This is a genomic window from Roseicyclus marinus, from assembly GCF_030163795.1.
Lineage (GTDB): Bacteria > Pseudomonadota > Alphaproteobacteria > Rhodobacterales > Rhodobacteraceae > Roseicyclus > Roseicyclus marinus.
In genome coordinates this window covers 1-26,043 of sequence record NZ_JASJOF010000017.1, presented here as the reverse complement: position 1 = coordinate 26,043, position 26,043 = coordinate 1, and the positions used below count along the sequence as shown (strand labels likewise).

General features: G+C 65.5%; 27 protein-coding genes. 14 read left to right on the top strand and 13 right to left on the bottom strand.

Features of this window, described 5'->3' with window-relative positions; all coding sequences use genetic code 11:
- Positions 1–8 precede the first annotated feature (8 nt).
- Positions 9–857 carry a sn-glycerol-3-phosphate ABC transporter permease UgpE gene (gene ugpE, locus QQK63_RS17000; protein ID WP_277828680.1) on the top strand — a complete coding sequence of 283 codons (849 nt, stop codon included), beginning with the start codon at positions 9–11 and terminating at the stop codon, positions 855–857.
- 2 nt (positions 858–859) lie between these two features.
- The gene (ugpC, locus tag QQK63_RS16995; protein WP_277828681.1) at positions 860–1,921 is read left to right on the top strand and encodes a sn-glycerol-3-phosphate ABC transporter ATP-binding protein UgpC; all 1,062 of its coding nucleotides are present in this window, start codon (positions 860–862) and stop codon (positions 1,919–1,921) included.
- A gap of 26 nt (positions 1,922–1,947) precedes the next feature.
- On the opposite strand, the gene QQK63_RS16990 is transcribed toward ugpC, so the two are convergent.
- The 6 genes from QQK63_RS16990 to QQK63_RS16965 all read right to left on the bottom strand — a co-directional run bounded on the left by QQK63_RS16990 (position 1,948) and on the right by QQK63_RS16965 (position 6,777).
- Entirely contained in the window at positions 1,948–3,687 is a 1,740-nt protein-coding gene (locus QQK63_RS16990) for a SulP family inorganic anion transporter (protein WP_277828682.1), read from the bottom strand.
- A gap of 70 nt (positions 3,688–3,757) precedes the next feature.
- Positions 3,758–4,105: a protein tyrosine phosphatase family protein gene (locus tag QQK63_RS16985; protein WP_277828683.1), complete on the bottom strand. Its 348-nt coding sequence runs from the start codon at positions 4,103–4,105 to the stop codon at positions 3,758–3,760.
- Between the two features lie 74 nt (positions 4,106–4,179).
- The gene (locus tag QQK63_RS16980; RefSeq protein WP_277828684.1) at positions 4,180–5,064 is read right to left on the bottom strand and encodes an MBL fold metallo-hydrolase; all 885 of its coding nucleotides are present in this window, start codon (positions 5,062–5,064) and stop codon (positions 4,180–4,182) included.
- 17 nt (positions 5,065–5,081) lie between these two features.
- Positions 5,082–5,519, bottom strand: a complete 438-nt coding sequence (locus QQK63_RS16975) for a DUF6691 family protein (protein WP_277828685.1) — start codon at positions 5,517–5,519, stop codon at positions 5,082–5,084.
- Between the two features lie 4 nt (positions 5,520–5,523).
- The gene (locus tag QQK63_RS16970) at positions 5,524–5,958 is read right to left on the bottom strand and encodes a YeeE/YedE family protein (RefSeq protein WP_277828686.1); all 435 of its coding nucleotides are present in this window, start codon (positions 5,956–5,958) and stop codon (positions 5,524–5,526) included.
- A 147-nt stretch (positions 5,959–6,105) separates the two neighbouring features.
- Positions 6,106–6,777 carry a Crp/Fnr family transcriptional regulator gene (locus QQK63_RS16965; RefSeq protein WP_277828687.1) on the bottom strand — a complete coding sequence of 224 codons (672 nt, stop codon included), beginning with the start codon at positions 6,775–6,777 and terminating at the stop codon, positions 6,106–6,108.
- A 149-nt stretch (positions 6,778–6,926) separates the two neighbouring features.
- On the opposite strand from QQK63_RS16965, the gene QQK63_RS16960 reads away from it, so the two are divergent.
- Positions 6,927–8,516: an ABC transporter substrate-binding protein gene (locus QQK63_RS16960; RefSeq protein WP_277828688.1), complete on the top strand. Its 1,590-nt coding sequence runs from the start codon at positions 6,927–6,929 to the stop codon at positions 8,514–8,516.
- An 87-nt stretch (positions 8,517–8,603) separates the two neighbouring features.
- Here QQK63_RS16960 and QQK63_RS16955 read toward each other — a convergent pair whose 3' ends face one another.
- Positions 8,604–9,143 carry a GNAT family N-acetyltransferase gene (locus QQK63_RS16955; RefSeq protein WP_277828689.1) on the bottom strand — a complete coding sequence of 180 codons (540 nt, stop codon included), beginning with the start codon at positions 9,141–9,143 and terminating at the stop codon, positions 8,604–8,606.
- A 23-nt stretch (positions 9,144–9,166) separates the two neighbouring features.
- On the bottom strand, positions 9,167–9,424 hold the full coding sequence (locus QQK63_RS16950; RefSeq protein ID WP_277828691.1) for a YjhX family toxin: 258 nt from the start codon (positions 9,422–9,424) through the stop codon (positions 9,167–9,169).
- A gap of 604 nt (positions 9,425–10,028) precedes the next feature.
- Here QQK63_RS16950 and QQK63_RS16945 point away from each other — a divergent pair.
- Positions 10,029–11,321, top strand: coding sequence for an O-antigen ligase family protein (locus QQK63_RS16945; RefSeq protein WP_277828692.1), 1,293 nt, complete (start codon positions 10,029–10,031; stop codon positions 11,319–11,321).
- Between the two features lie 22 nt (positions 11,322–11,343).
- Here the strand turns inward: QQK63_RS16945 and QQK63_RS16940 are convergent, their stop codons facing one another.
- Positions 11,344–12,114: a fumarylacetoacetate hydrolase family protein gene (locus QQK63_RS16940; RefSeq protein ID WP_277828693.1), complete on the bottom strand. Its 771-nt coding sequence runs from the start codon at positions 12,112–12,114 to the stop codon at positions 11,344–11,346.
- 127 nt (positions 12,115–12,241) lie between these two features.
- Between QQK63_RS16940 and QQK63_RS16935 the strand changes: the two genes are divergently transcribed.
- From QQK63_RS16935 to QQK63_RS16910, 6 genes are all read left to right on the top strand, one after another.
- The gene (locus tag QQK63_RS16935; RefSeq protein ID WP_277828695.1) at positions 12,242–12,916 is read left to right on the top strand and encodes a lysophospholipid acyltransferase family protein; all 675 of its coding nucleotides are present in this window, start codon (positions 12,242–12,244) and stop codon (positions 12,914–12,916) included.
- Positions 12,913–13,863, top strand: a complete 951-nt coding sequence (locus QQK63_RS16930; RefSeq protein ID WP_277828697.1) for a phosphatidate cytidylyltransferase — start codon at positions 12,913–12,915, stop codon at positions 13,861–13,863. Before QQK63_RS16935 ends, QQK63_RS16930 begins: the two co-directional genes overlap by 4 nt.
- Before the next feature lie 123 nt (positions 13,864–13,986).
- The gene (locus tag QQK63_RS16925; RefSeq protein WP_277829086.1) at positions 13,987–15,534 is read left to right on the top strand and encodes an ABC transporter substrate-binding protein; all 1,548 of its coding nucleotides are present in this window, start codon (positions 13,987–13,989) and stop codon (positions 15,532–15,534) included.
- Positions 15,535–15,664: 130 nt separating this feature from the next.
- On the top strand, positions 15,665–16,627 hold the full coding sequence (locus tag QQK63_RS16920) for an ABC transporter permease (protein WP_277828698.1): 963 nt from the start codon (positions 15,665–15,667) through the stop codon (positions 16,625–16,627).
- Between the two features lie 4 nt (positions 16,628–16,631).
- On the top strand, positions 16,632–17,585 hold the full coding sequence (locus tag QQK63_RS16915) for an ABC transporter permease (protein WP_277828699.1): 954 nt from the start codon (positions 16,632–16,634) through the stop codon (positions 17,583–17,585).
- Entirely contained in the window at positions 17,585–19,288 is a 1,704-nt protein-coding gene (locus tag QQK63_RS16910) for an ABC transporter ATP-binding protein (protein WP_277828700.1), read from the top strand. The genes QQK63_RS16915 and QQK63_RS16910 overlap by 1 nt, the downstream gene beginning before the upstream one ends.
- Positions 19,289–19,435: 147 nt before the next feature.
- Here QQK63_RS16910 and QQK63_RS16905 read toward each other — a convergent pair whose 3' ends face one another.
- On the bottom strand, positions 19,436–20,539 hold the full coding sequence (locus QQK63_RS16905; protein WP_277828701.1) for a site-specific DNA-methyltransferase: 1,104 nt from the start codon (positions 20,537–20,539) through the stop codon (positions 19,436–19,438).
- A 98-nt stretch (positions 20,540–20,637) separates the two neighbouring features.
- Positions 20,638–21,255, bottom strand: coding sequence for a ribonuclease HII (gene rnhB / locus QQK63_RS16900; protein ID WP_277828702.1), 618 nt, complete (start codon positions 21,253–21,255; stop codon positions 20,638–20,640).
- Positions 21,256–21,426: 171 nt separating this feature from the next.
- On the opposite strand from rnhB, the gene QQK63_RS16895 reads away from it, so the two are divergent.
- Together QQK63_RS16895 and QQK63_RS16890 are read left to right on the top strand one after the other, a co-directional pair.
- A complete protein-coding gene (locus tag QQK63_RS16895; RefSeq protein ID WP_277828703.1) occupies positions 21,427–21,717 on the top strand; it encodes a hypothetical protein in 291 nt (96 codons plus the stop codon).
- Entirely contained in the window at positions 21,689–22,390 is a 702-nt protein-coding gene (locus tag QQK63_RS16890) for a winged helix-turn-helix domain-containing protein (protein ID WP_277828704.1), read from the top strand. The genes QQK63_RS16895 and QQK63_RS16890 overlap by 29 nt, the downstream gene beginning before the upstream one ends.
- Before the next feature lie 71 nt (positions 22,391–22,461).
- Here the strand turns inward: QQK63_RS16890 and QQK63_RS16885 are convergent, their stop codons facing one another.
- On the bottom strand, positions 22,462–22,761 hold the full coding sequence (locus tag QQK63_RS16885) for a hypothetical protein (protein ID WP_277828705.1): 300 nt from the start codon (positions 22,759–22,761) through the stop codon (positions 22,462–22,464).
- A 193-nt stretch (positions 22,762–22,954) separates the two neighbouring features.
- On the opposite strand from QQK63_RS16885, the gene QQK63_RS16880 reads away from it, so the two are divergent.
- Positions 22,955–24,142 (top strand): cupin domain-containing protein, encoded by a 1,188-nt coding sequence (locus tag QQK63_RS16880; RefSeq protein WP_277828706.1) that lies wholly within the window; start codon positions 22,955–22,957, stop codon positions 24,140–24,142.
- A 132-nt stretch (positions 24,143–24,274) separates the two neighbouring features.
- A complete protein-coding gene (locus QQK63_RS16875) occupies positions 24,275–24,847 on the top strand; it encodes a peroxidase-related enzyme (protein ID WP_277828707.1) in 573 nt (190 codons plus the stop codon).
- A gap of 60 nt (positions 24,848–24,907) precedes the next feature.
- On the opposite strand, the gene QQK63_RS16870 is transcribed toward QQK63_RS16875, so the two are convergent.
- Positions 24,908–26,043 (bottom strand): tetratricopeptide repeat protein (locus QQK63_RS16870; protein WP_284283252.1); only part of this gene is annotated, 1,136 nt, incomplete at its 5' end.

The window sequence follows — 26,043 nt, the reverse complement described above, 5'->3', positions numbered from 1 at the left end:
GCTGGAAAATGGTCGAAAATCAACGCTGGCTCGATTACCTCGCCCATGCCGTCCTGATCCTGGGCGTCGTGATCGTGGCCTTTCCGGTCTATGTCGCGGTCATCGCCTCGACCCATGCGCCCACGGCTTTCACCTCGGGGACGATCCCGCTTTTGCCCGGCGGCAACGCGGTAGAGACCTACACCGGTGTCTTCGAGGGCGGCATCGCCTCGCAGATGTCGGTGCCGATCGGGGTGATGATGACCAATTCGATGATCATGGCGCTGGCCATCGCTTTTGGCAAAATCGTCATCTCGATCCTGTCGGCCTTTGCCATCGTCTATTTCCGGTTCCCGTTCCGGGTGCTGGCCTTCTGGATGATCTTCATCACGCTGATGCTGCCCGTGGAGGTGCGGATCGTGCCGACCTTCGAGGTGATTTCGAACCTCAACATGCTCAACAGCTACTATGGCCTGACCGTGCCGCTGATGGCGTCGGCCACCGCCACCTTCCTGTTCCGGCAGGTGTTCCTGACCATCCCCGACGAGATGATGGAAGCGGCCCGGATCGATGGGGCGGGGCCGATGAAGTTCTTCAAGGATATCCTTTTGCCGATGTCCCAGACCAACATCGCGGCGCTGTTCGTCATCCTCTTCATCTACGGCTGGAACCAGTATCTCTGGCCGATCCTTGTCACGACCGATGACAGCTACCAGACCATCGTCGCGGGCATCAAGCGGATGGCCGATGTGGTCGACAGCGAACCCTTGTGGAATTCCATCATGTCGGTGACCGTGCTGGCCATGCTGCCGCCCGTCGCCGTCGTCATCTTCATGCAGAGGCTTTTCGTGAAGGGCCTCGTGGACAGCGAGAAATAACCATGGCCGAGCTGAAACTGAAAAACGTAGGCAAAACCTATGCAGGCGGTGTCAGCGCCGTCAAAGGGGCGTCGGTCGATATCGCGGACGGGGAATTCATCGTGCTGGTCGGCCCCTCGGGCTGCGGGAAATCCACGATCCTGCGCATGATCGCGGGGCTCGAGACGATCACCGAGGGCGAGGTCGAGATCGCAGGCCGGGTCGTGAACAAGTTGGAACCCGCCGAGCGCGACATCGCCATGGTGTTCCAGAACTACGCGCTCTACCCCCACATGTCCGTGCGCAAGAACATGGAATACGGGCTCAAGAACAAGGGCACGCCGCGCCCGGAGATCGACCGGCGCATCGCGCAGGCGGCGGCCACCTTGCAGATCGAGAAATTCCTCGACCGCAAGCCGCGGCAATTGTCGGGCGGCCAGCGCCAGCGGGTGGCCATGGGGCGCGCCATCGTGCGCGAACCGGCGGTGTTCTTGTTCGACGAGCCGCTGTCGAACCTGGATGCCAAGCTGCGGACTCAATTGCGCGCTGAGTTGAAGGATCTGCACCGCCGACTTGGCGCGACCTTTGTCTTTGTCACCCATGACCAGGTGGAGGCGATGAGCCTTGCCGACCGGATCGTGATCATGTCCGAGGGCAAGATCGAACAGATCGGCACGCCGATGGACCTGTACGAACGGCCCGCCAGCCGGTTCGTGGCGGAATTCATCGGGGCGCCGCCGATGAACGTCTTCGATCTGGGCGCGCCGGGCGGCAAGGCCATCGCGACGTTGGCCGGGGCCGCGCCCCAAGGGGCCACGGCCGTCGGCGTGCGGCCAGAAACGCTGCGCATCGGGCGGGAGGGACCGGAGGCGACGGTCGTTCTGGTCGAAGCGTTGGGGGCGGAAACGCTGGTGCATCTGGCCATCGGCGAGGATCGGTTGATCCTGCGCGACGGCCACGCAAGCCGGGTGCGCGAGGGCGACAGCCTGCGCTTGTTTGCGGAGCCCGAAGCCGTGCTGTTCTTCGACGGGGCCGGACGGGCGATGAGCCGGGGCACGGCACCGGCCCTGAGCGCGGTGGAGTGAGACGCGCAGACCTGCGGTTTGCCTGACTATTCCGCCGCTTTCGCAGGCGGCGGCCCGGCTGTCAGCGCAACCCAGGCATCGTATTGCGACAGGAAAACCCGCCCCGTCAGGTCGCGCAGGAAATGGGTCTTTTCCAGACGATCGGTGACCGGCCCTTTCACCTCGGACAAGTGCAGGGCGACACCCATGTCCTTGAGCCTGTGGTTGAGCGCCTCCAGCGCCTCGAGCGCGGAGAAGTCGATCACGTTGACCGCGGAACACATCAAGACGACATGGCGGATCGGACCGCCTTCGACCACACGGCCGAGGATGTAATCCTCGAGGAACCGGGCATTGGGGAAATAGAGGCTTTCGTCGATGCGGATGGTCAGGACGGCAGGGTCGGTTTCGACCTTGTGGCGGTGGATGTTGCGGAAATGCTGGGTGCCGGGGACCAGCCCCACCTCGGCCACGTGTGGTTTCGACGTCTTGTAGAGGTGGAGGAGGATCGACAGGGTCACGCCTGCCGAGACGCCGGTTTCCACCCCGAAGCCCAGAGTGAGCAGGATCGTAGCGGCAACGGCAGCGAAATCGGCCTTTGAATAGGCCCAAGCGGTTTTCAGGATCGAGACATCGACAAGTGAGAGAACGGCCACGATGATCGTGGCTGCAAGCGTCGCGGTCGGCAGGAAATGGATCAGCGGCGTCAGCGCCATGGCGGCGATGGCAAGGCCAAGGGCCGTGTAGGCGCCAGCCGCGGGCGTTTCGGCGCCGGCATCGAAATTCACCACGGACCGCGCAAAACCGCCCGTTACCGGAAAACCGCCGGTAAAGCCCGCCCCGAGGTTGGCCGCCCCCAGCCCGATCAATTCCTGATCGGGGTTGATGCGCTGGCGTTTTCTGGCGGCCAGCGTCTGGGCCACGGAGATGGATTCCACGAAGCCGATGACCGAGATCAGGAGCGCCGGCACGAAAAGCGCGGTCAGAAGGTCGAAATCGAAACTGGGCAGCGTGAGGGGCGGCAGGGATTGCGGCACCGCGCCCACGATGGCGACGCCCGTATCGGCCAGACCAAAGCCCCAGACGATGAGGGTGGTGACGACGACAGCGGCAACAGGCCCGGCCTTCTGGGCCACATCCGCGAGCTTGGGTTTCACGCCGCGCCCGATGAGCAAGGGCTTCAACCCCTTGCGGACCCAGAACAGGAACCCGGTCGCACCGACACCGATGGCAATGGTGACGGGATCGGCCTCGGGCAGGTTTTCGGCAAGCGTCACGAGCATCTCGGGCAGGGTATGGCCCGAGGCCGAAACACCGAGGATATGCTTGAGCTGGCTGGCCGCGATCAGGATGCCCGATGCCGTGATGAAGCCCGCGATCACCGGATGGCTGAGGAAATTGGCGAGAAACCCCAGCCGCAGGAAACCCATGGCGAGCAAGATCGCCCCCGACATCGCGGCAAGCGTCAAGGCGGCCACGGCATAGCCCGCCGTGCCCTGTTCGGCCACCTGCCCCACCGCCGCCGCCGTCATCAGCGACACGACCGCCACCGGCCCCACCGCCAAAGCGCGCGAGGTGCCGAAGATGGCGTAAAGGACGATCGGCAGGATCGAGGCGTAAAGCCCCGCTTCGGGCGGCAGGCCCGCCAACATCGCATAGGCCAGCGATTGCGGGATCAGCATGATGGTGACGATCACCGCTGCCATCAGGTCATTGTGCAGCGCGTCGCGGTTGTAGCGGCGACCCCAGTCGAGCACGGGAACATATCTGCGGATGCGGTCGATCATCGGGGCGGTCTTTTCAAGGCGGGGGCCGGGCGGCGAAGGCGAAAGGGAGGCGCGCCCGGCATTGGGGGGATCAGCGTGAGGCGGGATCTTGTGCGTCGGCAAGCGACCAGAGCGTCGACGACCTTGCGCCGGACCGGCAATAGGCCAGGACCGGGCCGGGCAGGTCCCGCACGAGCTTGCCAAAGGCGCGGCCCGCGGCCTCGTCCAGCGTTGCGGGGGTCACGGGCAAGAGGGCAAAGCCAAGCCCGAGGTCGCGGGCGGCCGCCTCGATCTCGGCGGCGGGCGGTTGGCCCGGCTCTTCGCCGTCGGGACGGTTGCAGATGATGCTCCGATAGCCTTGGGCGGCAAGCGCGGGCAGGTCGGCGGCGGTGATCTGTTCGCTGACGGAGAGCGTTTCGGTGATCTTTCGGGGTGTCATGGCGATGGTCCGGAATGGCTGCGACGTGCAGGGCGGAACGGGAGCGGCGGCGCGCGGCGCCGCCTGCCCCGGGATCAGAGGCCGTTGACCGGCACCTTGAGCATCGGGCGGCCGTCCTTGTCGGTCGGGATGGCGCCTGCGCGCATGTTGACCTGAAGGGACGGGATGATCAGCCGCGGCATGGCCAGTTGCGCGTCACGTTCGGTGCGGAACTTGACGAATTCCTCCTTCGTCTTGCCCGCACCCACATGGATGTTGTGCGCCTTTTCCTCGCCCACTGTGGTTTCCCACTGGATGTCGCGGCCATTGGGCCCGTAGTCGTGGCACATGAAGAGGCGCATCTCGTCGGGCAGCGCCAGAACCTTCTGGATGCTGTCATAGAGCGTGCCCGCATCCCCGCCGGGGAAATCGGCGCGCGCCGATCCGCCATCGGGCATGAAGAGCGTATCGCCCACGAAGGCGGCGTCGCCCATCACATGCACCATGCAGGCGGGCGTGTGGCCGGGCGTATACATGGCGAAGGCCTGCAACGTGCCGATCATGTAGCTGTCGCCATCCTCGAACAGGGCGTCGAACTGGCTGCCGTCACGCTGGAACTCGGTCCCTTCGTTGAAGATCTTTCCGAACGTGTCCTGCACGACCATGATCTTGGAGCCGATGCCGATCTTGCCGCCCAGCTTTTGCTGGATATAGGGCGCGGCAGACAGGTGGTCGGCATGGACATGGGTTTCGATGATCCATTCCAGCTTGAGCCCCTGCGTCTGGATCGCGGCGATCAGGGCGTCGGCGTGGTCGTAGGTGATGCGACCGGCGGCGTAATCGATGTCCATCACGCTGTCGACGATGGCACATGAGGTCGAATTCGGATCCTTCACGATGTAGCTGATCGTATTCGTCGCCGCGTCGAAAAAGGCCTGAACCTGGGGTTTGACGGTCATGTTGACGGGATAGTCGGTCATGTCGGGATCCTCCGGGATCACTGGGCTGCCTGCGCACGGGTGCGCGACAGGTTTTGCAGGTATTTCGCGGCGAAGATGCCCAAGAGCATCGCGCCCACGAAGGCGATGACGTCGAGACGGCCCGTGCCCAGCGCGGGGAGCGCGCCACCCGGGCAGAAGCCCGCGATGCCCCAGCCGATGCCGAAAACGGCCGAACCGCCGACAAGGCGCGCATCGATGTTGCGGGCCGTGGGCAGGCTGAAGCGCCCCTCCCAGATCGGGCGGCTGCGTCCGAAAACCAGCCGGTAGCCGATGGCGGTCACGATCAGCGCGCCGCCCATGACGAAGATCAGGCTGGGGTCCCAGCTGCCGGCCACGTCGAAGAAGTTGATGACCTTGGCAGGGTTCGCCATGCCGGACATGACGATGCCCGTGCCGAAGATCACCCCGATGAGATAGATTGCGATCAGGTGCATGATCCTACCCTCCGATCACGTGGCGGATGATGAAAACGGTGATGGCGGTCGCGATCATGAAGGTGATCGTGGCGACGATGGAGCGCGGCGAGAGCCGTGCCATGCCGCAAACGCCATGACCGGAAGTGCAGCCGGAGCCGTAGGTCACACCGACGCCCACGATGAAACCGCCGATCAAAAGCATCGGCATCGAGACGGGAACCGTGATCTCGGGCATCCCGCCGGTGGCAAGCCAATAGACGGTGGGCCCCGTGACCATGCCCGCCAAGAGGGCGAGGCGCCAGCTCAGGTCCGCGATCGAGGCGGGGGCGAAGATGCCGGCCAGAACGCCGGTCGCCCCCATGACGCGGCCCACCGCCAGCATCAGGAGCACGGCGGAAAGCCCGATCAGCACGCCGCCGCCCAGCGACTGCCACGGGGTGAAAACGGTTTCGATCATGCGGCACCTCCGGCACGGGCGTGCGGGGCTGCCTCAAAGATGGCTGTCATTTGGAAAGGTCTCCTTCCTGTTCGCACGATGATGCATAGCGATTCTGTGCCCGCCTATCGGTGATCTAGTCACACAAGCGCGTCAGGCCGTCGGAACCTAGCCTTCGGCGAGTTTCCGCAGACCCGCATCATCGAGGATCTCGATCGTGCCGCGCGATTGCGCGATCCAGCCACGGCGCTGGAATTCGGCCAATTGGCGCGAGATGACCTCGCGCGCGGTGCCAAGCTCGGCGGCGAGCTGGGCATGGGTCGCCTTGAGCACCCCGGCCTCGGCGCGGTCGAGGATCTTTTGCGCAAGGCGGATGTCCATCCGGCGAAAGGCGATGTCTTCGATCACCCGGAACAGGTCGGTCATCCGGCGCGAATAGGCGCGGAACACGAAATTGCGGAACTCCACCGAGGAGGCGACCAGATCGTCGAACACCGTGCGCGGGATCGCGGCGGCGGTCACCTCGGTTTCGGCGATGCCTTCGGCGGCGAGATCCTCGTAGGCCAGCATGCAGGCCGTGGTCAGCACGCAGCTTTCGCCCGCCGTCGCACGATAGAGCACGACCTCGCGCCCGTTCTCGCCCAGTTGCTGCACGCGGACGGTGCCCGACAGCAGCAGCAACAGGTTCTCGGGCGATTTGCCGGGGGCGAAGATCACCGTTCCCTTGGGCAGGCGCATAAGCTGGCTGCGCGATGTCAGGATGTCGCGGATGCGCGGCTCCAGCCCGCTCAAACCTTCGAAACGGTCGATCCAGGACCCTTGGGTGGCGGGGGCTGGCATGTGGAAAATCCTCGGGTTTGAACGGGTCGTTCATTCATTTAACCATCTATGGCCCGGATTGCACCTGTCCTGCGCAGCGTCTGGACATGGCGGCAAACCTCTCCATACTCGGCGCTTGGTCCACCCATAACAAACCAGGGAGAATACTGATGACCATGAAACTCGCCGCATTCGGTGCGGCGCTTCTGGCGACCACGGCGCTGACCACCGCCACGGCCTCTGCCGAAACGCTCCGTTGGGCGCGTGCTGCCGAGGCGCTGACGCTTGACCCCCATTCGCAGAACGAGGGGCCGACCACGACGCTGTTGCACCAGATCTACGAGCCGCTGATTGTCCGGAACATGCGCGGCGAGATGGAGCCGGCGCTGGCGCTGAGCTGGGAACCTTCGGCCGATGATCCCAATGTCTGGGTGTTCCAGCTGCGCGAGGGCGTATCCTTTCACGGCGGCCAGACCTTTGATGCCGAGGATGCCGTTTTCTCGCTGAACCGGGCGCGGTCGGAGACCTCGAACTTCAAGGAATTGCTGACCGGCGTGACCGAAGTGCGGGCGGCTGGCCCCTATACGGTCGAGATCGTCACCGACGGGCCGAACCCGCTGTTGCCCAACAACCTGACCAACATCATGATGATGGACGCGGGCTGGACTGCCGAGAACGGATCGGAAGCGGTGCAGGATTACGCCGCGGGCGAGGATACCTTTGCCGCGCGCAACACCAACGGCACTGGTCCCTTCGTGCTGCAGAGCCGCGAGGCGGATGTGCGCACGGTGATGACGCAGAACCCCGACTACTGGGGCATCGGCACCTTCCCGATGGATGTGACCGAACTGGTCTTCACCCCGATCCAGAACCCCGCGACGCGGGTTGCGGCGCTCCTGACGGGCGAGGTGGATTTCATCCAAGACGTGCCGGTTCAGGATCTTCAGCGTGTGTCCGACGCCGACGGCATCGGGCTTGCGACCGCGCCGCAGAACCGCAACATCTTTTTCGGGATGAACGTCGGCGACGCCGATCTGACGCTCGACAATGTCGAGGGGGCGAACCCGCTGGCGGATGTGCGCGTGCGCCGGGCCATCGACATCGCGATCAACCGCGAGGCCATCCAGCAGGTCGTGATGCGCGGCCAGTCGGATCCGTCGGGCGCGATGCTGCCCCCGCCGGTCAACGGCTGGACCGAAGAGCTCGACGCCTATCCCGCCTATGACGTGGAAGCTGCCCGCGCGCTGATGGCCGAGGCCGGCTATGCCGACGGTTTCTCGATCCAGCTCGACTGCCCCAACGACCGCTATGTCAACGACGAAGCGATCTGTCAGGCGGCTGTGGGTATGCTGGCCCAGATCGGGATCACGGTGAACCTGTCGGCCCTGCCGCGCGCGCAGCATTTCCCGCTGATCGCCAACCTGCAGACCGATTTCTATCTGCTGGGCTGGGGCGTTCCGACCTACGATTCGGAATATGTCTTCAACTTCCTCTATCACACGCTGGGCGATGGCCGCGGGTCGTGGAACGGCACGCGCTATTCCAACCCGGACATGGACGCGATGATCCAGTCGCTGACCTCCAACACGGATCTGGAGGCGCGCAACCAGACCATCGCCGATCTCTGGGCGATCGCTGAGGAAGACCTGATCTACATCCCGATCCACAACCAGGTCCTGAACTGGGGCCTCTCGGATGCTTGGTCGACCGATGTGGACGCGGATGACAGCGTGAAGTTCAAGTATTTCGACATGAACTGAGGCGCTGCGGCCCGAGCCAGGAAACCGCCCCGGACGACCGGGGCGGTTTTTTTCATGCAGAGGCAGGGGTTCGTCCGCGCAGTCCGATCACCAGAGTTCGGGTTTTTCCAAGGGCGCGACGCAGCGGGACGGACCCGTCAGCGAGACCGGGTCGGACCTGACCAGGTTCCGCCCCAGCCAGCCCTCCGGATAGCTGAGCGGCAAGGGCGCTGCGGCGGCGTCTTGCGTGACGGGGACAAAGCCGCCCCGCCCGTAAAAGCCGATATCGCCATAGGTGAGCACCACGTCGACGCCCCGGCCGCGCAGCTGCGCGAGCCCGCCTTGCAGAAGGGCGAGGCCGACACCCTGCCCCTGCCAGCCCGGCGCGACCGCCATGGGCGAAAGCAGGAACACGACGCGCGCATCCCGAGGATAGCGCAATCGGGTGAAGACGACGCTGCCGATGACCTCGCCGCCGTCCAGCGCCGAAACGACAAGGAGATCGGCCGCATCGACGCTGCCGAGCATCCCGGAGACGAGTTGCTTGATGACGGCGCCCTCATCCTCCCCTTCGGACTTGCCGAAGCTTGTCGCGAACGGCGCGGCGATCTCGGCCTTGCGATCGACATGGTTCGTGGTGATGTCCATGGTCACGTCCTGTCTTCGGTCTGTCATCTTTGATCGAGTTGTGCGCGCACGGCTTCGATGCCCCGGCGCGAGACGCGGTAGGGCTGGCCATTGTTCGACCGGATGAAGCGCCGCTTCCTGAGGCGCAGGAACAGGTCGAAGGAACAGTCGGTCAGGACATGTCCGTCGCGGGTGAAACAGGTGATGGCGCGGATCTTGCCGCCCTCGCCGCGCTCATGGTGGATAGCCCCACCAAGGGCGAGTTCGTGCAAGACACGTTGTTCTTGCTTGGAAATATTCACGGGATTGGCTCGATGTCATGAAGTCACGGAAAGAGAGCGCTCAGCGTCACGCGTGAGCGGCCTTCTGGTTTCCGACGCTCCCGAACGCGGTGAACGGGAACGGGCTTATGCCCGGGTCTCTTTCATGAACTCTCCGTCGCGGGGCCCGTGCCCTGCAGGTTTCACGCTACGCCGCACCGCCATCTTCGACAAGCGATGTCCGGGCACTGCCGTTGCGATCTCCCCGGTGTTGCGGTCGGGCGACGGTCGCGCACAGCGCATGTCGGCGGCGTGTGCGGCGCGACCGTCGGTCATCTTCATGAACAACGTCTCAAGATTCCGGCGCAATTCCTGACGGAAGGTTAAGACGCGGCACGGGACAGGGCCCCGCGCCACCGCCTGCGCGACAGGTCGCGGCGCGCCTGTTGCGCAGCGGCACGGCTGCGGCGACACCGGGGGCTGTCGCGGGACGCGTGCTTGACGCTCGGGGGGGCAGGCCCTAACCGTGCGCCCTGCAGTAGGTGGCGGCCTGCGGCGAGGAGACGGAACGGAGACCCGTGACCTTTTCCCCTGCCCTATCGCGCCCCGCACGCGACGTGCCAGTAGAGACCGGGACCATCACCCCATGCCGAACCTCCTGAAAACGCGCCTGACCGCCCCGGCAACCGGCGCTGCCCCGGGCGCGCGCGCTGCTACGGCAGGGGAGGTGACGATCCTTGCCATCTTGCTGTTCTGCCTGCCGCTGTTCGAGGCACCCAAGAATATCTTCGGGGGTGTCTTGCTGCTCGTCTTCCTGATCCTTGGCGTGCTGCGCCGGAACTTCGGGCGTGCGCCGCCCTTTGAATGGGCGGTCTGGGTGCTGATCCTCGTGTCTTTCCTTGGGCCGCTGACCTCGGAATACCGCGGGCAGGTCGAGGTGCTGGACAGCGCCAAGCATTGGCTGCTGATCGGGTTGACCGCCATCGTCGCGGCGCGGCTGGGATACAGCCCGCTGCAGTGGCGCGTGCTGGTGGCGGCGGCGCTGCTCGGGGGCGTCGCAGCGGTGGGCGAAAGCTTCTGGATCTGGTCGCTGAACGGCAAGACCTACCCGGAATTCCGGTCGGTTGGGCATGTGAACCATTCCGCGCTCTACATGGTCGGCGTGTTGGCCGCAGGCTTGGCAGCCTTGCGCGACACGAGCCGCTGGATGCAGGTGCTGGGCGTTCTGGGGATCGTGGCGAGCTTCGTCTATTTCGTGCCCTCGCGCAGCATCGTGTCGCTGGGCGCGGGCCTCGTTATCAGCGCGGTGGGGCTTGCGCTGCTGCTGCGCCAGAGCTTTTCCAGAGCGGCGATCATGGGCGCGATTGCGGCCGTCGGGGTCGCCTGTGCAGGCCTGATGGCGTTGCCGCAGGCCGCGCCGTTCCGGGCCGAGGTGATGGACCGGTTCGACGGCACCAACCTGCTGTCCCACCGTGACAGCATCCTGTTCATGGCGCTGGAGGTCTATGACCGCCAGCCCCTGTTCGGAACCGGCGTGCGCAGTTTCAACGTGGCGACCGACCCCGCGGTTGTTCGGGCCGAGCTGGAGGCCGAGGGCCGGAATTTCGACGCGGAAGCGGGCCGCTTCTATTTCTCGCCCGGCCATGGCCACAACCTGTGGACCACGCTGCTGGTCGAGCGCGGCATCGTCGGGGTTCTGGCGGTCACGGCCTATCTGGCGCTTGGCCTGTGGGCCTTTGCCCGGTTGCACGGGACTACGGCGGGCGATCCGGACCGACAGGCGGCGGCGCGGCTTGGGCTGTTGGTGATGCTTTATCTTGCGGTGGCGGGGCTTGGGAACACCACCATGATCGTGGAACACGGGATGGCGGCGATGCTGCTGATCGGCATCGGCTGGGGCGGCGCGACCCGCGCCGGGATACCGGCCGGGACCGCCTGAGGCCCCGACCGGTTCAGCGGGCTCAAGCCCCCGCCGCCAGTGTCACACCGACCGAGCCGATCCCGTCGATGACGACCTCGACCACCTGCCCCGCCTTGACCGGCCGCGCCCCGAGCGAGGTGCCGCAGGCGATCACGTCGCCGGGATGGAGCGTCATGTCCTGCGACAGGAGTTGCACGATCCGAGGCGGGCTGAGGATCATGTCGGAGGCGTCATAGCTTTGCCGCTCGCGGCCATCGACCATGACCTTGACCACGAGGGACTGCCAATCAAGCCCGGTCGCGACGACCGGACCGATCACCCCGAACCCATCGAAGCTTTTGGCGCGTGTCCATTGCGGGAAACTGGGCTCCGCGTTCAGCACGTCGAGCGAGGTGAAATCGTTCACGCAGGTATAGCCTAGGATGGCGGCTTCGGCCTCTGCCTCGGTCGCGTTCTTGCAGGTCTGGCCGATCACGATGCCCAGCTCCCCCTCGAAGATCACGCGCCCCGCGCTTTCGGGCAGCGCCACGGTATCGCCGGGGCCGGCCAGCGAGGTGTCCGCCTTGAGAAACCACAGGGGATGGGTCGGGTGCGCCTGCCCGCCCTTTTCGGCGGCGGCTTTGAAGTTGTTCCATAATCCGACGAATTTCCCCGGCACCACCGGGGCGAGCAATGTCACCTCGGACAGCGGCAGCGCCGCGCCTGCCGCCTCGTCCGATCCCAGCGCCGCGCGCGGATGCAGCGCGTCCTGCGCGATCACGCCCGTGACGATCTTTCCCTCGGCCGTACGGCCGCGTGCCCAACTTGTCATCTGGTCCCTCCCCACATGGTGCTGCCCTTGTGCCAAGAGGCCAGCGGCGGCACAAGCGCAACGAAGGCCCCCATCCCCCTTGACGCCAGCGCCCCGGCCTCGCCACTCTGCGCCTCCGGGAGGACGGATGACAGACCCCAGACCAAGGCGTGGCCTGCCCCGCCGCATCGCCGCGCGCATCGTCGGCCATGCGCTGGTTCTGATCGCCCGCTTCATCACCGCCGTGCGCGCCGATTGGCGCGGTATCGAGCCCGTCGCGCGCCAGCGGGTCTATTTCGCCAACCACGTGTCCAACGCCGACATGCCGATGATCTGGGCCTGCCTGCCGGGTCATATCCGGCGCCACACTCGGCCCGTCGCCGCCGCCGATTACTGGCTGAAGACGCCGCTCCGGGCCTTTGTCGGGCCCGAAGTCTTCAACTGCGTCCTTGTCGACCGTCGCAGGGAGGAGCGGACGGAAGACCCGATGGAGGCGATCCTTGCCGCGCTCGACGAGGGGTCGAGCCTGATCCTCTTTCCAGAGGGAAACCGCAACATGGGCGATGCGGCCCTGTTGCCGTTCCGCGCGGGGCTTTACAACATCGGCCGCGCCCGGCCCGATGTCGATCTGGTCCCGGCATGGATCGCCAACCTGAACGAGATCATGCCCAAGGGCGAGGTGATCCCCCTGCCCCTGATCTGCACCGTGACCTTCGGCGCGCCGATCAAGGTCGAACCGGGCGAGAACCGGGGCAATTTCCTTGCCCGCGCGGCCGCCGCCCTGCTGGCGCTCAGGCCGGCCGAGCCGGATCGCACGCCATGACAAGCCAGTCGACATTCGACATCTTGATCCTCGCCTCGGTCGCGGCGGGCATCCTGACCATCCTGTCGTTGGTGGGCGAGGCGTTGCGCGGCCGCCTGCCCTGGGGTCAGACCAACCCGGCGGTCGAGATCTTCATGACGCGGGTGCAGTCCTGGTGGGTCATGGTCATCTTGATGACGCTGGCGGCGCTGTCGGGAAAGGTCGGCATCGTGCTGTTGTTCGCCTTTGCCAGTTTCGCGGCGCTGCGCGAATTCCTGACGCTGGCGACCAAGCGCCGGGCCGATCACCTGTCGCTGGCGCTGGGGGCTTTTGTCATCCTGCCCTTGCAATATGTCTTTGTCGGACTTGGCTGGACCACGCTTCAGACCGTGTTCATCCCGGTCTTCGCCTTTCTGCTGTTGCCGGTCATTTCGGCGCTGCGTGGCGACCCGCGTCGGTTCCTCGAACGGGTGGCGGAAACCCAATGGGGCCTGATGCTGTGTGTCTATTGCGTCAGCCATGTGCCCGCGCTGGTGAACCACGAGCTTGCCGGGGGGACGGATGCGGCGATCCTCTTGATCGGCTTTCTCGTGATGGTGGTGCAGTTCGGTGATCTGTTCGACTATTACGCCGGCCGTCGGTTCGGACGTCGCAAGATCGCGCGAGACCTGTCGCCCAGAACAGTCGAGGGCACGATCACGGGCCTTGTGGCGGCGGCGGCGATCGGGGCGGGCCTGAGCTGGATCACCCCCTTCTCGCCCCTCGGGGCGGCGGCGATGGCGGCGCTTGCCTCGGCGACCGGGGTGTTCGGCAGCCTCGTCATCGCCGCGATCCGGCGCGACAAGGGCGTGAAGGACTGGTCGCACCTGATCCCCGGTCAAGGCGGGGTATTGGGGCAGCTCGACAGCGTGATCTTTGCCGCGCCGATCTTTTACCACGCGCTGTCGCTGTTCGTGCCGCAGGCCTGAGCTGCGGGAGAGCTTTCACCAATCCGTGACCGGCGCAGGTTTGCGATCCGTCCCCGGATGGGTCAGGCTAATTTGAATTGGGCAATGCCATTCCAGCGCGCCCGTGCAAAAGGGACCAAGATGATGAACCGCTTTTGGATGGCCACAGCCCTTGCGGCGCTGATGGCCACACCCGCCGTTTCCGAGACCTTCCGTTGGGCCTCGACCACCGATCCGCAGACCATGGACCCCCACGCCGTATCCTCGACCCCGGTTCTGGGCTTTCTCAACAATGTCTACGAGGGGCTTGTGCGGCGCGGGCGCGACATGAGCATCGAACCGGCGCTGGCCACGGCATGGGAACCCCTGCCCGAGGGTGCGGGCTGGCGGTTCACGCTGCGCGAGGGCGTCACGTTTCACGATGGCGCGGCCTTTACCGCCGAGGATGTGCGTTTCAGCTACGAACGCGCGGCCTCGGAGCAATCCGACGTGCGCAGCTGGTTCGCGCCGGTCACGGACCTCGTGGTCGTGGATGAGTACACCATCGACATCCTGACCCGGTCGCCACAGCCGATCTTTCCCGACTCCATCGCCAACTGGATGATCATGGACAGCGGCTGGGCCGAGGCGAATGGCGCGGCGGGCGTGGCGCGCGACGCCGAGAATTTCGCGACGCTGAACGCCAATGGAACCGGCGCCTTCCGCCTCGTGTCGCGACAGCCCGATCTGGAGACAATTCTGGAACCCTTTGAAGGCTGGTGGGGCGAGGTGGAGCACAACATCACCCGCGCCATCTTCACCCCGATCCAGAACGACGCGACCGCGGTGGCCGCGCTGTTGTCGGGCGAGATCGACATGATCAACCCAGTGCCCGTGCAAGATGCCGACCGGATCGACGCGGGCGACGGCGTTCTGGTGCTGCGCGGCATCGAGACCCGGGTGATCATGCTGGGCTTTGCCCATGATCACGAGACCTTGCAAAACGGTGCGCCCAACCCGTTCCGGGACGTGCAAGTGCGCGGTGCGGTGGCGCAGGCCGTCAATGTCGACGCGATCTTGCAGACGATCATGCGCGGGTCGGCCGAACCGGCAAGCCAGCTGGTTCCGCCCTCGGCACGCGGGTTTTCCACGGCGCAGGACACGCGGCCCGTGCTCGACCCCGATGCGGCGCGTGCGGCGTTGGCCGAGGCGGGCTATCCCGACGGCTTCGAATTCACGCTGTCGTGCACCAATGACCGCTACATCAACGACGAGGCCGTCTGCCAAGCCATCGTGGGCATGCTGGCGCAGGTCGGACTGCGCGCGACGCTGGAGGCGGGGCCGGTGTCGAATTACTGGCCGGAACTGCGGGCGGGCAATTTCGACATGTACCTGCTGGGCTGGTCGCCGGGCACCTTCGATGCCGAACACCCTTTGCGGTTCCTTGTCCATACGGCGGGCGAAAGTCTCGGGACATGGAATTTCGGCGGCTATTCCAATCCCCGCATCGACGCCTTGCTGCCGATGATCCAGTCCGAGATCGACGAGGACGCGCGGCAGGCCATGCTCGACGAGGCGGCAGCCATCGTGCAAGACGACATGGTCTATGTGCCGCTTTATGTCGAACCGCTGCTTTGGGGGGTGCGCAACGGCGTTACCCTGACCCAGCGGCCGGACAATTTCTTCATCCTGCGCTGGGTGAGCGTGGACTGAGCAAACCGCCCCCTGACGATGCACGGGCCGTCCTGCGGGGCGGCCCATGTCGCGTGACGACAGGGTAAGGGTTGACGCTCGGGGGCAAGGCATTGCAACCCTGTCCGACAGCAACAGGAACGCCATCCACATGTTCAGCTACATCCTCCGCCGCATCGCGCAATCGGTGCTTGTCCTGTTTGTCGTGGGGCTGGTTGCCTTTGCCATGTTCCGCTTTGTCGGCGACCCGGTCGAGACGATGCTGGGGCAGGAACGCACCGTCGAGGATATCGAGCGGTTGCGTGAGAACCTGGGTCTGAATGATCCGTTCTTCGTGCAATACGCCAATTTCCTGCTGCGCGCGGCACAGGGCGATCTGGGCATTTCCTACCGCCAAGGCCGCCCGGTGGCCGAGATCATCGCTGAACGCCTGCCCGCGACGCTGGAACTTGCCGCCGTATCGGGGGCTTTCGCCCTCATCCTCGGGATCGTGCTGGGCATTTTCACCGCGATCCGGCGCAATGGATTTGCGGCCAATGCGATCATGACCCTCAGCCTGATCGGCGTGTCGCTGCCGACCTTCCTGATCGGGATCTTGCTGATCTACCTTTTTGCCGTGGAGCTCAGTTGGCTGCCCAGTTTCGGACGTGGCGAGGTGGTGCAGCTTGGGGGCTGGTCCACCGGGTTCTTGACGCAATCGGGGCTGGTCGCGCTGATCCTGCCCGCGATCACGCTGGGGCTGTACCAGATGACGCTGATCATGCGGCTGGTCCGCTCCGAGATGCTGGAGGTGATGCGGCAAGATTACATCCGCTTCGCCCGCGCGCGCGGCCTGTCGCAGCGCGCGATCCATTTCCGCCATGCGCTGAAGAACACGCTGGTGCCGGTGATCACGGTGACGGGCCTGCAACTGGGCTCGATCATCGCCTTCGCGATCATCACCGAGACGGTGTTCCAATGGCCGGGCGTGGGACTTCTGTTCATCAACGCGATCCAGTTCGTCGATATCCCGGTGATGGCCGCCTACCTGATGCTGATTTCCGTGATGTTCGTGGGCATCAACCTTGCCGTCGACCTGCTTTATGTCGCCATCGATCCGCGGTTGAGGAGCTGAGGCCATGACCGATACACCCGTCACGCCCCCCCGTTCCGCCCCCCGGTCGCGCCTGTCGATGGCCTGGGACAGCGATGTCGCCCATGCCTTCCGCCGGTCGCCGGTCGCCATGATCTCGGCCTTGGTCACGATCCTCATGGTCGGGGCCGCGATCTGCGCGCCCTTGATCGCGCCGCATGACCCGTTCAACCCCGCGACGCTGAACCTGATGAACGGCTTCACCCCGCCCGGAACGCCCAACATGTTCACCGGCGAAAGCTTTTTCATGGGCACCGACGACCAAGGACGGGACGTGTTTTCCACGATCCTTTATGGTTTGCGGATCTCTCTCTTCGTGGGGTTCGCCGCCGTGGGCTTCGCCATGGTGCTGGGCATCACGCTGGGGCTCATCGCGGGCTATGTCGGGGGCTTGGTCGAGACGATCATCATGCGCGTCGCCGATGTGCAGCTGACATTCCCCGCGATCCTAGTCGCCATGCTGATCTTTGGCGTGGCCAAGGGGATCACGCCGCCCGAATACCGCAACGATGTGGCGATCTGGGTGCTGATCATCGCCATCGGCCTGTCGGACTGGGTGCAATTCGCACGCGTCGTGCGGGGTGCCACGATGGTCGAGAAATCCAAGGAATACGTGCAGGCCGCCCGCCTGATCGGGCGGAGCCCGGGGGCGATCATGCTGCGCCATATCCTGCCCAACGTGCTGTCGCCCGTGCTGGTCATCGCCACGATCTCGCTAGCGCTGGCCATCATTGCGGAGGCGACGCTGTCCTTTCTGGGCGTCGGCGCGCCACCCACCGAGCCGAGTCTGGGAACGCTGATCCGCATCGGGCAAGGGTTCCTGTTCTCGGGCGAGTGGTGGATCCTGTTCTTCCCCGCCTGCACCCTCTTGATCCTTGCGCTGGCCGTGAACCTTTTGGGTGACTGGCTGCGCGACGCCCTGAACCCGAGGCTGCGCTGATGGCATTGCTGGAAATCGACAACCTCACCGTCCAGTTCCCGACGCGGCGCAAGACCTTCACCGCGGTCAAGAATGCGCATCTGACCGTCGAGGCGGGACAGATCCACGGCCTTGTGGGCGAAAGCGGCGCGGGCAAATCCACCATCGGGGCGGCTGTCATGGGCCTCTTGGATCCGCCGGGGCGGATCACGGGCGGGGTGATCCGGTTCCGGGGCGAGGAGATCTCGGGCCTTGATGCCGCGGCGATGGCCGATCTGCGCGGCAAGAAGATCTCTATGATCTTTCAGGACCCGCTGACCTCGTTGAACCCGCTCTTCACGGTGGGCCAGCAGTTGGTGGAAACGATCAAGGCGCATCTGGGCCTGTCGGAGGCCGAGGCCGAGGCCCGCGCCATCGACCTGATCGAACGTGTCGGCATCCCCAACCCCAAGGAGCGGGTGAACCAGTATCCGCACCAGTTTTCCGGCGGGATGCGGCAGCGCGTGGTGATCGCGCTGGCGCTGTGTTCGGAACCCGACGTGATCATCGCGGACGAACCCACGACCGCGCTCGATGTCTCGATCCAGGCGCAGATCCTGGACCTGATCAAGGGGCTGGCGCGGGAACGTCAGGTGGGCGTGATCCTGATCACCCATGACATGGGCGTCATTGCGGATACGACCGACGTGGTGACCGTCATGTATATGGGCGAGGTGGTGGAAACGGGCCCCACCGCCCAGGTTCTGGGCAAGCCGGACCATCCCTATACCAAGTCGTTGATCGCCGCCGTGCCCCGGCCCACGCTGAAGCTGCGGCGCTTTCCGCTGATTTCCTACGGCGGGCGCGTCACGGGCTTTGCCATCGAGGATCTGGCCCGCAACTGGCCCAAGCCCGAGGCGGAACGCGGCGCCCCCCTGATCGAGGTCGAGGGGATCACCAAGCGCTTTGTCTCGAAACGCGCGCTGTTGCCGTCGCGGCGGGAGTATTTCACTGCCGTCGACGCGGCGCGGTTTACCATCAACCAAGGCGAGGTTTTCGGGCTGGTCGGCGAAAGCGGTTCGGGCAAATCGACCATCGCACGCATGATCGCGGGGCTATATGCCGTGGACGGCGGGACCGTACGCTATGGCGGGCGCGACGTGACGGCCACCGCGCGGGGCGTGCCGGACTGGTACCGCCGCGAAATCCAGATGATCTTTCAGGACCCGTATTCGAGCCTGAACCCGCGCATGCGCGTCGACGAGATCGTGGCAGAGCCCGCGCGCCATCACGGTCTGCTCAAGGGCGCGGCGCTACAGGCGCGCGTGTCGGAGTTGCTGGATCGCGTGGGATTGGGGGCCGAGGCGGGGCTGAAGTATCCGCACGAATTTTCGGGCGGGCAGAGACAGCGGATTTCGATCGCCCGCGCGTTGGCCACCCAGCCACGGTTCTTGATCTGCGACGAGCCGACAAGCGCACTCGACGTGTCGATCCAGGCGCAGATCCTGAATATCCTCAAGGATTTGCAGGAACATCTGAACCTGACCATGCTGTTCATCTCCCACGACCTGCCCGTGGTGCGGCAGATGTGCGACCGGGTCGGCGTGATGAAAGATGGCAAGCTGGTCGAGGTGGCCGAGACCGAGGCCCTGTTCGCAGCCCCGCAACATCCCTACACGCGGGAATTGCTGTCGCTGATGCCGCGTCTCGACGGGTTGAGCGACGAGGGGCTGGCGGTGGCTTGATCTGCGCCCCGGGCGGTCGGGGTGACGGGTCCGAGAGCCTTCGCAAGGCACTGGACATGAAAAAACCCCCGCCGGGCCTGGGTTGCCGACGGGGGCAGAGATCGGGCGGCGCGGCGGATCGCGCCGGGCCCGTGGTTCATGCCTGTTTCAGCCTTGCATCTCGGCGCGCAACTGCTGGCGCAACACATCAATGGGCACGGTCTGCCCGTCGCGGCGGAAATGCCAGTAGGTCCAGCCGTTGCACGACGGCGCGCCCTCGAGCCTTGCGCCAACCTGGTGGATCGAGCCCTTGACGTCATCGGCGATCAGCGTCCCGTCGACGCGCACCTTGGCGCTCTGGCCGCGGGCATTCACCAGCATCTCGCCCGGACGCAGCATGCCGCGCTCGACCAGCTGACCGAAGGGCACCCGCACCTCCTGCCGCTTCGAGGTCGAGACCTGCAAGGCCCCGCTGTCGAGCCGCCGCACGGAACCGAGGCGTTTCTCGGCGATCTGGCGATAGCTTTCCTCGCGCTCGATCCCGATCCAGTCGCGGCCCAGCATCTTGGCCACCGCCCCGGTCGTGCCGGTGCCGAAGAACGGGTCCAGCACCACGTCGCCGGGATTGGTCGTGCCGACCAGGATGCGGTGCAAGAGCGCCTCGGGCTTTTGAGTCGGATGGGCCTTGTCGCCCTTGTCGTCCTTGAGCCTTTCGCCGCCGTTGCAGATCGGGATCACCCAATCCGACCGCATCTGCACGCCTTCGTTCAGCGATTTCAGCGCCTCGTAGTTGAAGGTGTATTTCGCGCCCTCGGTCCGGGTCGCCCAGATCAGCGTCTCATGGGCGTTGGTCAGCCGCATCCCGCGGAAATTCGGCATCGGGTTCGACTTGCGCCAGACCACGTCGTTGAGGATCCAGTAACCCTGGTTCTGCAATTCCGCGCCGACGCGGAAGATGTTGTGATAGCTGCCGATCACCCAGATCGCGCCATCGGGCTTGAGCAGCCTGCGCGCTTCGGCCAGCCAGGCCTTGGTGAAGGCGTCATAGGCGGCGAAACTGTCGAACTGGTCCCAATGGTCGTCGCAGGCATCGACCAGCGTGTTGTTGGGCCGGTGCAGGCTGCCCTTGAGCTGAAGGTTGTAGGGCGGATCGGCAAAGATCAGGTCGATCGAAGCATCGGGCAGCGCCTGCATCATCTCGATGCAATCGCCAGCCAAAATCGTATTGCGCGGCAGCGCGGGCGCTGCCTTGGGTTTTGTTTTGGTTGTCATCTCTGCCTCTTGTCCGCGCCTCTGACGGGCGTTCCCGGGATGGGGGCAGAGTCGCCCAAAACTGATTCGGCGTCAATTTATTTATTGGAATCAAATGGTTATTTGATGGCGGACAGCAATATGTTGTGCACGGGCCGGAACGACCGTCTATGGTGGGGGGTAACCCCCAGATCTAGTAGGGCCGCCCGGTGCGCCGCCGTTGGGTAGCCTGCGTTGACCTCCCAGCCATAGCCGGGGAACTCGGAGGCCAAGGCTGTCATCACCCGGTCGCGCGCCACCTTGGCGATGATCGAGGCGGCGGCGACCGACAGGCTGAGCGCATCGCCCTTGACCAGCGTCACGCCGCGGCACGGCAACCCCTCGGGGCAGGCGTTGCCGTCGATCAGCGCCGCGTCGGGTGTGGGCGACAGCCCCTCGACCGCGCGCCGCATTGCGAGGAGAGACGCCGCGCGGATGTTCAGCCGGTCGATTTCCTCGACGCTGGCCCAAGCAAGGCTGACCTGCGCGCGGGCGTGGATCTGGTCGAACAGCGCCTCGCGCCGTGCGGCGGTCAGGGTCTTTGAATCGTTCAGGCCGTCCGGAATGTCGGCGGGGTTCAGGATCACGGCCGCCGCCGAAACGGGCCCTGCCAACGGACCGCGCCCCGCCTCGTCGACGCCGCAGACCCGCGCGCCAAGGGCGGTTTCATGGCTCAGGTCGGGACGGTTTCGTGGCATGAGTGTTCATCCCATGCCGCCCATCCGCGCACAAGGGCGGGCCGAAGCGGTCGGTTATCGGATAACCGCGCCGTTCGTGGCAGATGTCATTGCATGACGCAGGCGCACCGGGGCAAGGCAGTAACGCAAACCCCACGCAGCCGGGGGACACAAACAGGATCGAGCAGACATATGACATGGCTTCGCCCCCTCACCCTTGCCGGCACGCTGATGCTTGTGGCCAACCCGGCGCTGGCGGCGTGTTACGCCGACTACCGGGCAAAGATGGATAACCCGCTCAGACTTCATTACGGTGTGATCGAACTGCCGCCCGACGCCTGTACGGTGGTCGCGGCAGAGCCTGTGATCGCGGACCGGATCGCACAGGGCGGGTGGGAATTGTTGCAGGTGGTATCGGTCTTCGATGAGCAGGGCCTCGCCACGAGGAGAGCGGATGCCGCAGAGTATTTCCTCCGTTTCTGAGACGCGGATCGCCTCGGGGCGGATCGTTCTTTTCGGAGTGCTGGGCGTGGTCGGGGTGCTGGCCGCCTGCGCCGTGCTGTTGTTCCTGAACCTGCCCGATGCCGACGCGTTCAATGCCGCCGTGGCCGAGGTGTTCGTCCTGAACGACGTGCGCGACCCCGACGCGACCCGTGTGCTCGAGATCATGGCGCAGACCGGAACGAGTTTCTCCAAGGTGCTGGAAAGCTATCGCGCGGTGATCTTCGTGCTGATGCTGTTCGCCACGGCCCTTCTGGTTGCCTGTCTGGTGTTTCTCGTCACCATCGTGACGCTCAACCGCCGCATCGGCCAGATCGAGCGGCAGGGGATACAGGTATCGTCGCTGATCCTCAGCCGCGAGGAACGGGTGGTGCTGATCAACAATCTCGAATTCAAGCTGACGGATGCCGCGATGGAAACGCTGAGCGTGCTGGCCGAGGCGCGGCTGGATGACGAGGTGCTGTCGGGCGCGCAGATTGAGGCGATGGTCTCGGGCAAGCATGAAACCGACGCCGACGAGGCGGCAGGCGCGACGCGGATCAAGCGGTTGCGCGACACGCTGGGCAACCAGATCGTCAGCGAATTGCTGATCAAGAACATCGCCCGCAAGGGCTATGTCCTGTCGATCGACAAGGATGTGATCCGGATGATCTGAGCGGAGCCTTCGGCCCATGAAAAAACCGCCGCCCCTGCCGGACGGCGGTTCTTTCCTGTCGCGCCCTTGGCTCAGCAGTAGGGCGCGCCGCGTCCGTAGCCCGCGCTGTCGGTGATGTTGCCGCTGTCGGCATCGGTGCGCCCGGTGTAAAGACCGCCACCGCCCCGACCACAGCCGCCGCGATCGGTCCAGTTGCCATTGTCGCTATCGGTCGCCTGCGCCTGCGATTGACCGGCCCCGAGCGCCGCCGCCGCGCCGGCGGCACCGCCCACGGCCATCAGGCCGAGAAAACCGCGCCGGCCGGACCGGTGTTCCGTCTTGATGTCGCTATCTGACAGTGTCTTGGGTTTCTTCTTGTCATCGCTGGACATGGCACGTCTCTCCTCTTGGGGTGCTGTCTTGCTATTTGTCGCTCACATCCGGCGAGACCGGTTTGCTGTCCCTCTTGTCGCAAAGCCTGCATCGCCGGTCAATCTTCGCGTTCCCGTCAAGGCTCCGGGGATGGACGCCTGTCCTTGGGCGTGGTCAAACTATCACGGTCCAGTTTTCATACCGTGAGTCCCCATGCCAAACCACGACTTCAGCTTCGACTGGTGCATCGCCCCGGTCAGCCCCGAGACCTTCTTTGCCGATCATTACGAAAAGGCCCCGCTTCACATCACGCGGGATCAAGCATCCTATTACGGTGACTTGCTGAGTTTTTCCGATATCGATCACGTCGTGACGACCATGGGCCTGTCGGTTCCCGAGATCAACGTCACCCGTGCCGCGGGGGACATCACGCCTGCCGATTTCGCCTATGAATCCGGCGTCATAGACCCGGTCCGGGTGAACCAGCTGTTCGCGGACGGGGCGACGGTGATCTTGTCGGGGCTGCATGAACGGCTGCCGCGGCTGGCGGCCTTCTGCCGCGCGCTGGAGGCGGTGTTTTCGGCGCGGGTGCAGACCAACATCTACATGACGCAAGCCCAGAGCCAAGGGTTCCGCGCGCATTACGACGACCATGACGTGCTGGTCTTGCAGATCGCGGGAACCAAGGAGTGGCGGTTCTACGACACGCCGGTGGAACTGCCGCTGACCAGTCAGGCCTTCGACCCGACGCAGATGCAGATCGGGCCGGAAACGGCGCGGTTCGTGCTGCAACCGGGCGACATGTTGTATGTGCCGCGGGGGCTGGCGCATGATGCTGTGGCAACCGGCGAGCCGTCCTTGCACATCACCACAGGACTGATGTGCCGGACATGGGCCGATGTGCTGGTCGAGGCCGTGAACGTCATGGCCCATAGCGATCCGGTGCTGCGCCGCGCGCTGCCGCCCGGCTTCGCCAATCGCGGCTATGACGTGACGCGCCATCAGGCCGAGTTCGAGGCGATGCTGGGACAGATCGCCGAGACAGCGCCGCTGGCCAAATTGCTGGAAGGGTTCAAGCAGGATTTCCTGACGGGCCGCGTGCCCCGCGCCCATGGGCAGATGGCGGAAATGAGCAAACTCAAGGGCTTGGGGCCCGACACGCATGTCAGCGCGCGGCCGCATCTGATCCACGATCTGACGGCGGACGAGGCGGAGGGAACGGTGCGGCTGATCTGCCAAGGGGCGGAAATCGAACTGCCCGATTTTGCGCGCGACACGCTGGAGGCCGCCGTCACCGCCCGCGATATCCGCGTGGCCGACCTGCCCGGAGAGTTGGACGATGCGGGCAAGGTGGTGCTGGTGCGCCGCCTCGTGCGCGAGGGGCTGATGGTCATCCACTGAGGCGGGCGTGGTGACGGCGGGGGGCGCTGCCCCCCGCAACCCCCCGGGATATTTGGGAAAACAGAGAAGAGGCAGCCGGGGGATTGCGGGGGAAGCGCGGCTCTGGAATGGTGATCGGGAGGAGGACCCCCCATGCCGCAGCCTGACCATGTGTCGATCTACGACCTGCCCGATCCGGCCGATCTGGATGCGGACATGCGCCGCTATTTCGAGGTCTGCGCCGAGAAATTGGGGTTTGTTCCCAATGTCTTGCGGACCCTTTCGCGCAATCAGGACAAGCTGAGGGCCTTTGCGCAATACTACAACACGCTGATGCTGGCCCCGTCGGGGTTGAGCAAGCTGGAGCGCGAGATGGTCGCGGTCGTGGTTTCCAGCGCAAACCGTTGTTTTTACTGCCTTGTCGCCCATGGTCAGGCGGTGCGCGCGCTGTCTGGCGATCCGCATCTGGGCGAGATGCTGGTGATGAATTACCGCGTCGCCGACCTGCCGGAACGGCAGCGTCAGATGCTTGATTTCGCTTGGAAATTGACGACCGCCCCGTGGGAGGTGGACGAACCGGACCGGCAGGCCCTGCGCGATGCGGGCTTGAGCGAGGGCGAGATTTTCGACCTGGCCGATGTGATCGGCTTTTTCAACATGTCCAACCGCTTCGCCATCGCGGCGGACATGATGCCGAACCCCGAATACCACGGGATGGATCGTTAATTTTTGCCAACACATCCTAACGAAGCGTTGAAATTCGGGCGGGAGTGTTAACCAAAGCTTTCAATCCGAGACGGCGCGGGCCGCGCCAAGCGTGCCGGGGCCGACCAAGCCGTCGAGCGGGCCACGATAGAGCCCGCGCTCCTGCAAGATGCGCTGAAACTCGATCGCGGTCTGGCGGTCCCATCCGGGCGCGCGCGGGCCGCCTGCGGCGCGGAGCGCCTCGGGCGCGATCTGGCCGGTTTCGAGCGCGGCGATGTAGCCCTGCGCGGCGGCAAGCGGGTCGGCGGGCGCGCCGATCCCCTGTTCGCGGAGGAAGGCCAGCGCCGCGATGGCGGCGGGATCGCCGGTTTCGGCGACATGCCGGGTCCAGCGCAGGCGCTGGGAGGCATTGGGCGGCACGCCCTCGGCCCCCGTGGCGTAAAGCGCGGCGAGACCACGCGCTGCGTCGAGATTGCCGCCCCGCGCAGCTGCGGCGAGAAGCGGCACGGCGGCGCGGGCGTCGGGGATGCCGAGCGCGGGATCGGCGCCGCCCGGAACACCCTCGCCCGTCAAATAGGTCTGGGCGAGGTTGATCTGGGCGAAGTGGTAGCCACCATCGGCGGCGATGCGGAACAGGCGGAGCATCTCGGCCGTATCGCGCGGCACGCCGCGCCCGAGCCGGTACATGAAGGCAAGCGTCGTCGTGCCCGCCAGATCGCCCAGATCGGTCGCGGCACGATAGCTGGCCACGGCGCGGTCGATGTCGGGGCGGATCGGGCCGATGCCGAAATTGTAGTAATCGCCGAGCCGCGTATGGGCCGCGCCGACGCCCGCCGCCGCCGCGCGGTCGTAGAGCGCCACGGCCTCCCGATGTTCGCCGCGCGCCTGCGCGACGGTGGCGAGATGAAAGAGCGGGCCGCCGGCCTGCGGGTCGAGGTTGGCGGCCTCCTGGCAGGCGGGGAGCGCGTCGCGCAGCCGCGTGAACAGGGCGCGCTGCGCCGCTTCGTCGACCGGGACGGCGGCGGAGGGCGGGCCTGCGGTGTCGAGGCAGGCGGCGATGCCGGCATCGGCCTGACGGCGCGCCTCCCGTTCGGCGGCGAGACGGGCGATCTCGGCGGCGACGGCGGCGCGGCGGGCCTCGGCCTCGGCTGCGGCTTCGGCGATGGCGGCGGCCTGTGCTGCGGCGGCGGCCTCCGCGGCGGCGCGCGCTTCGGCGG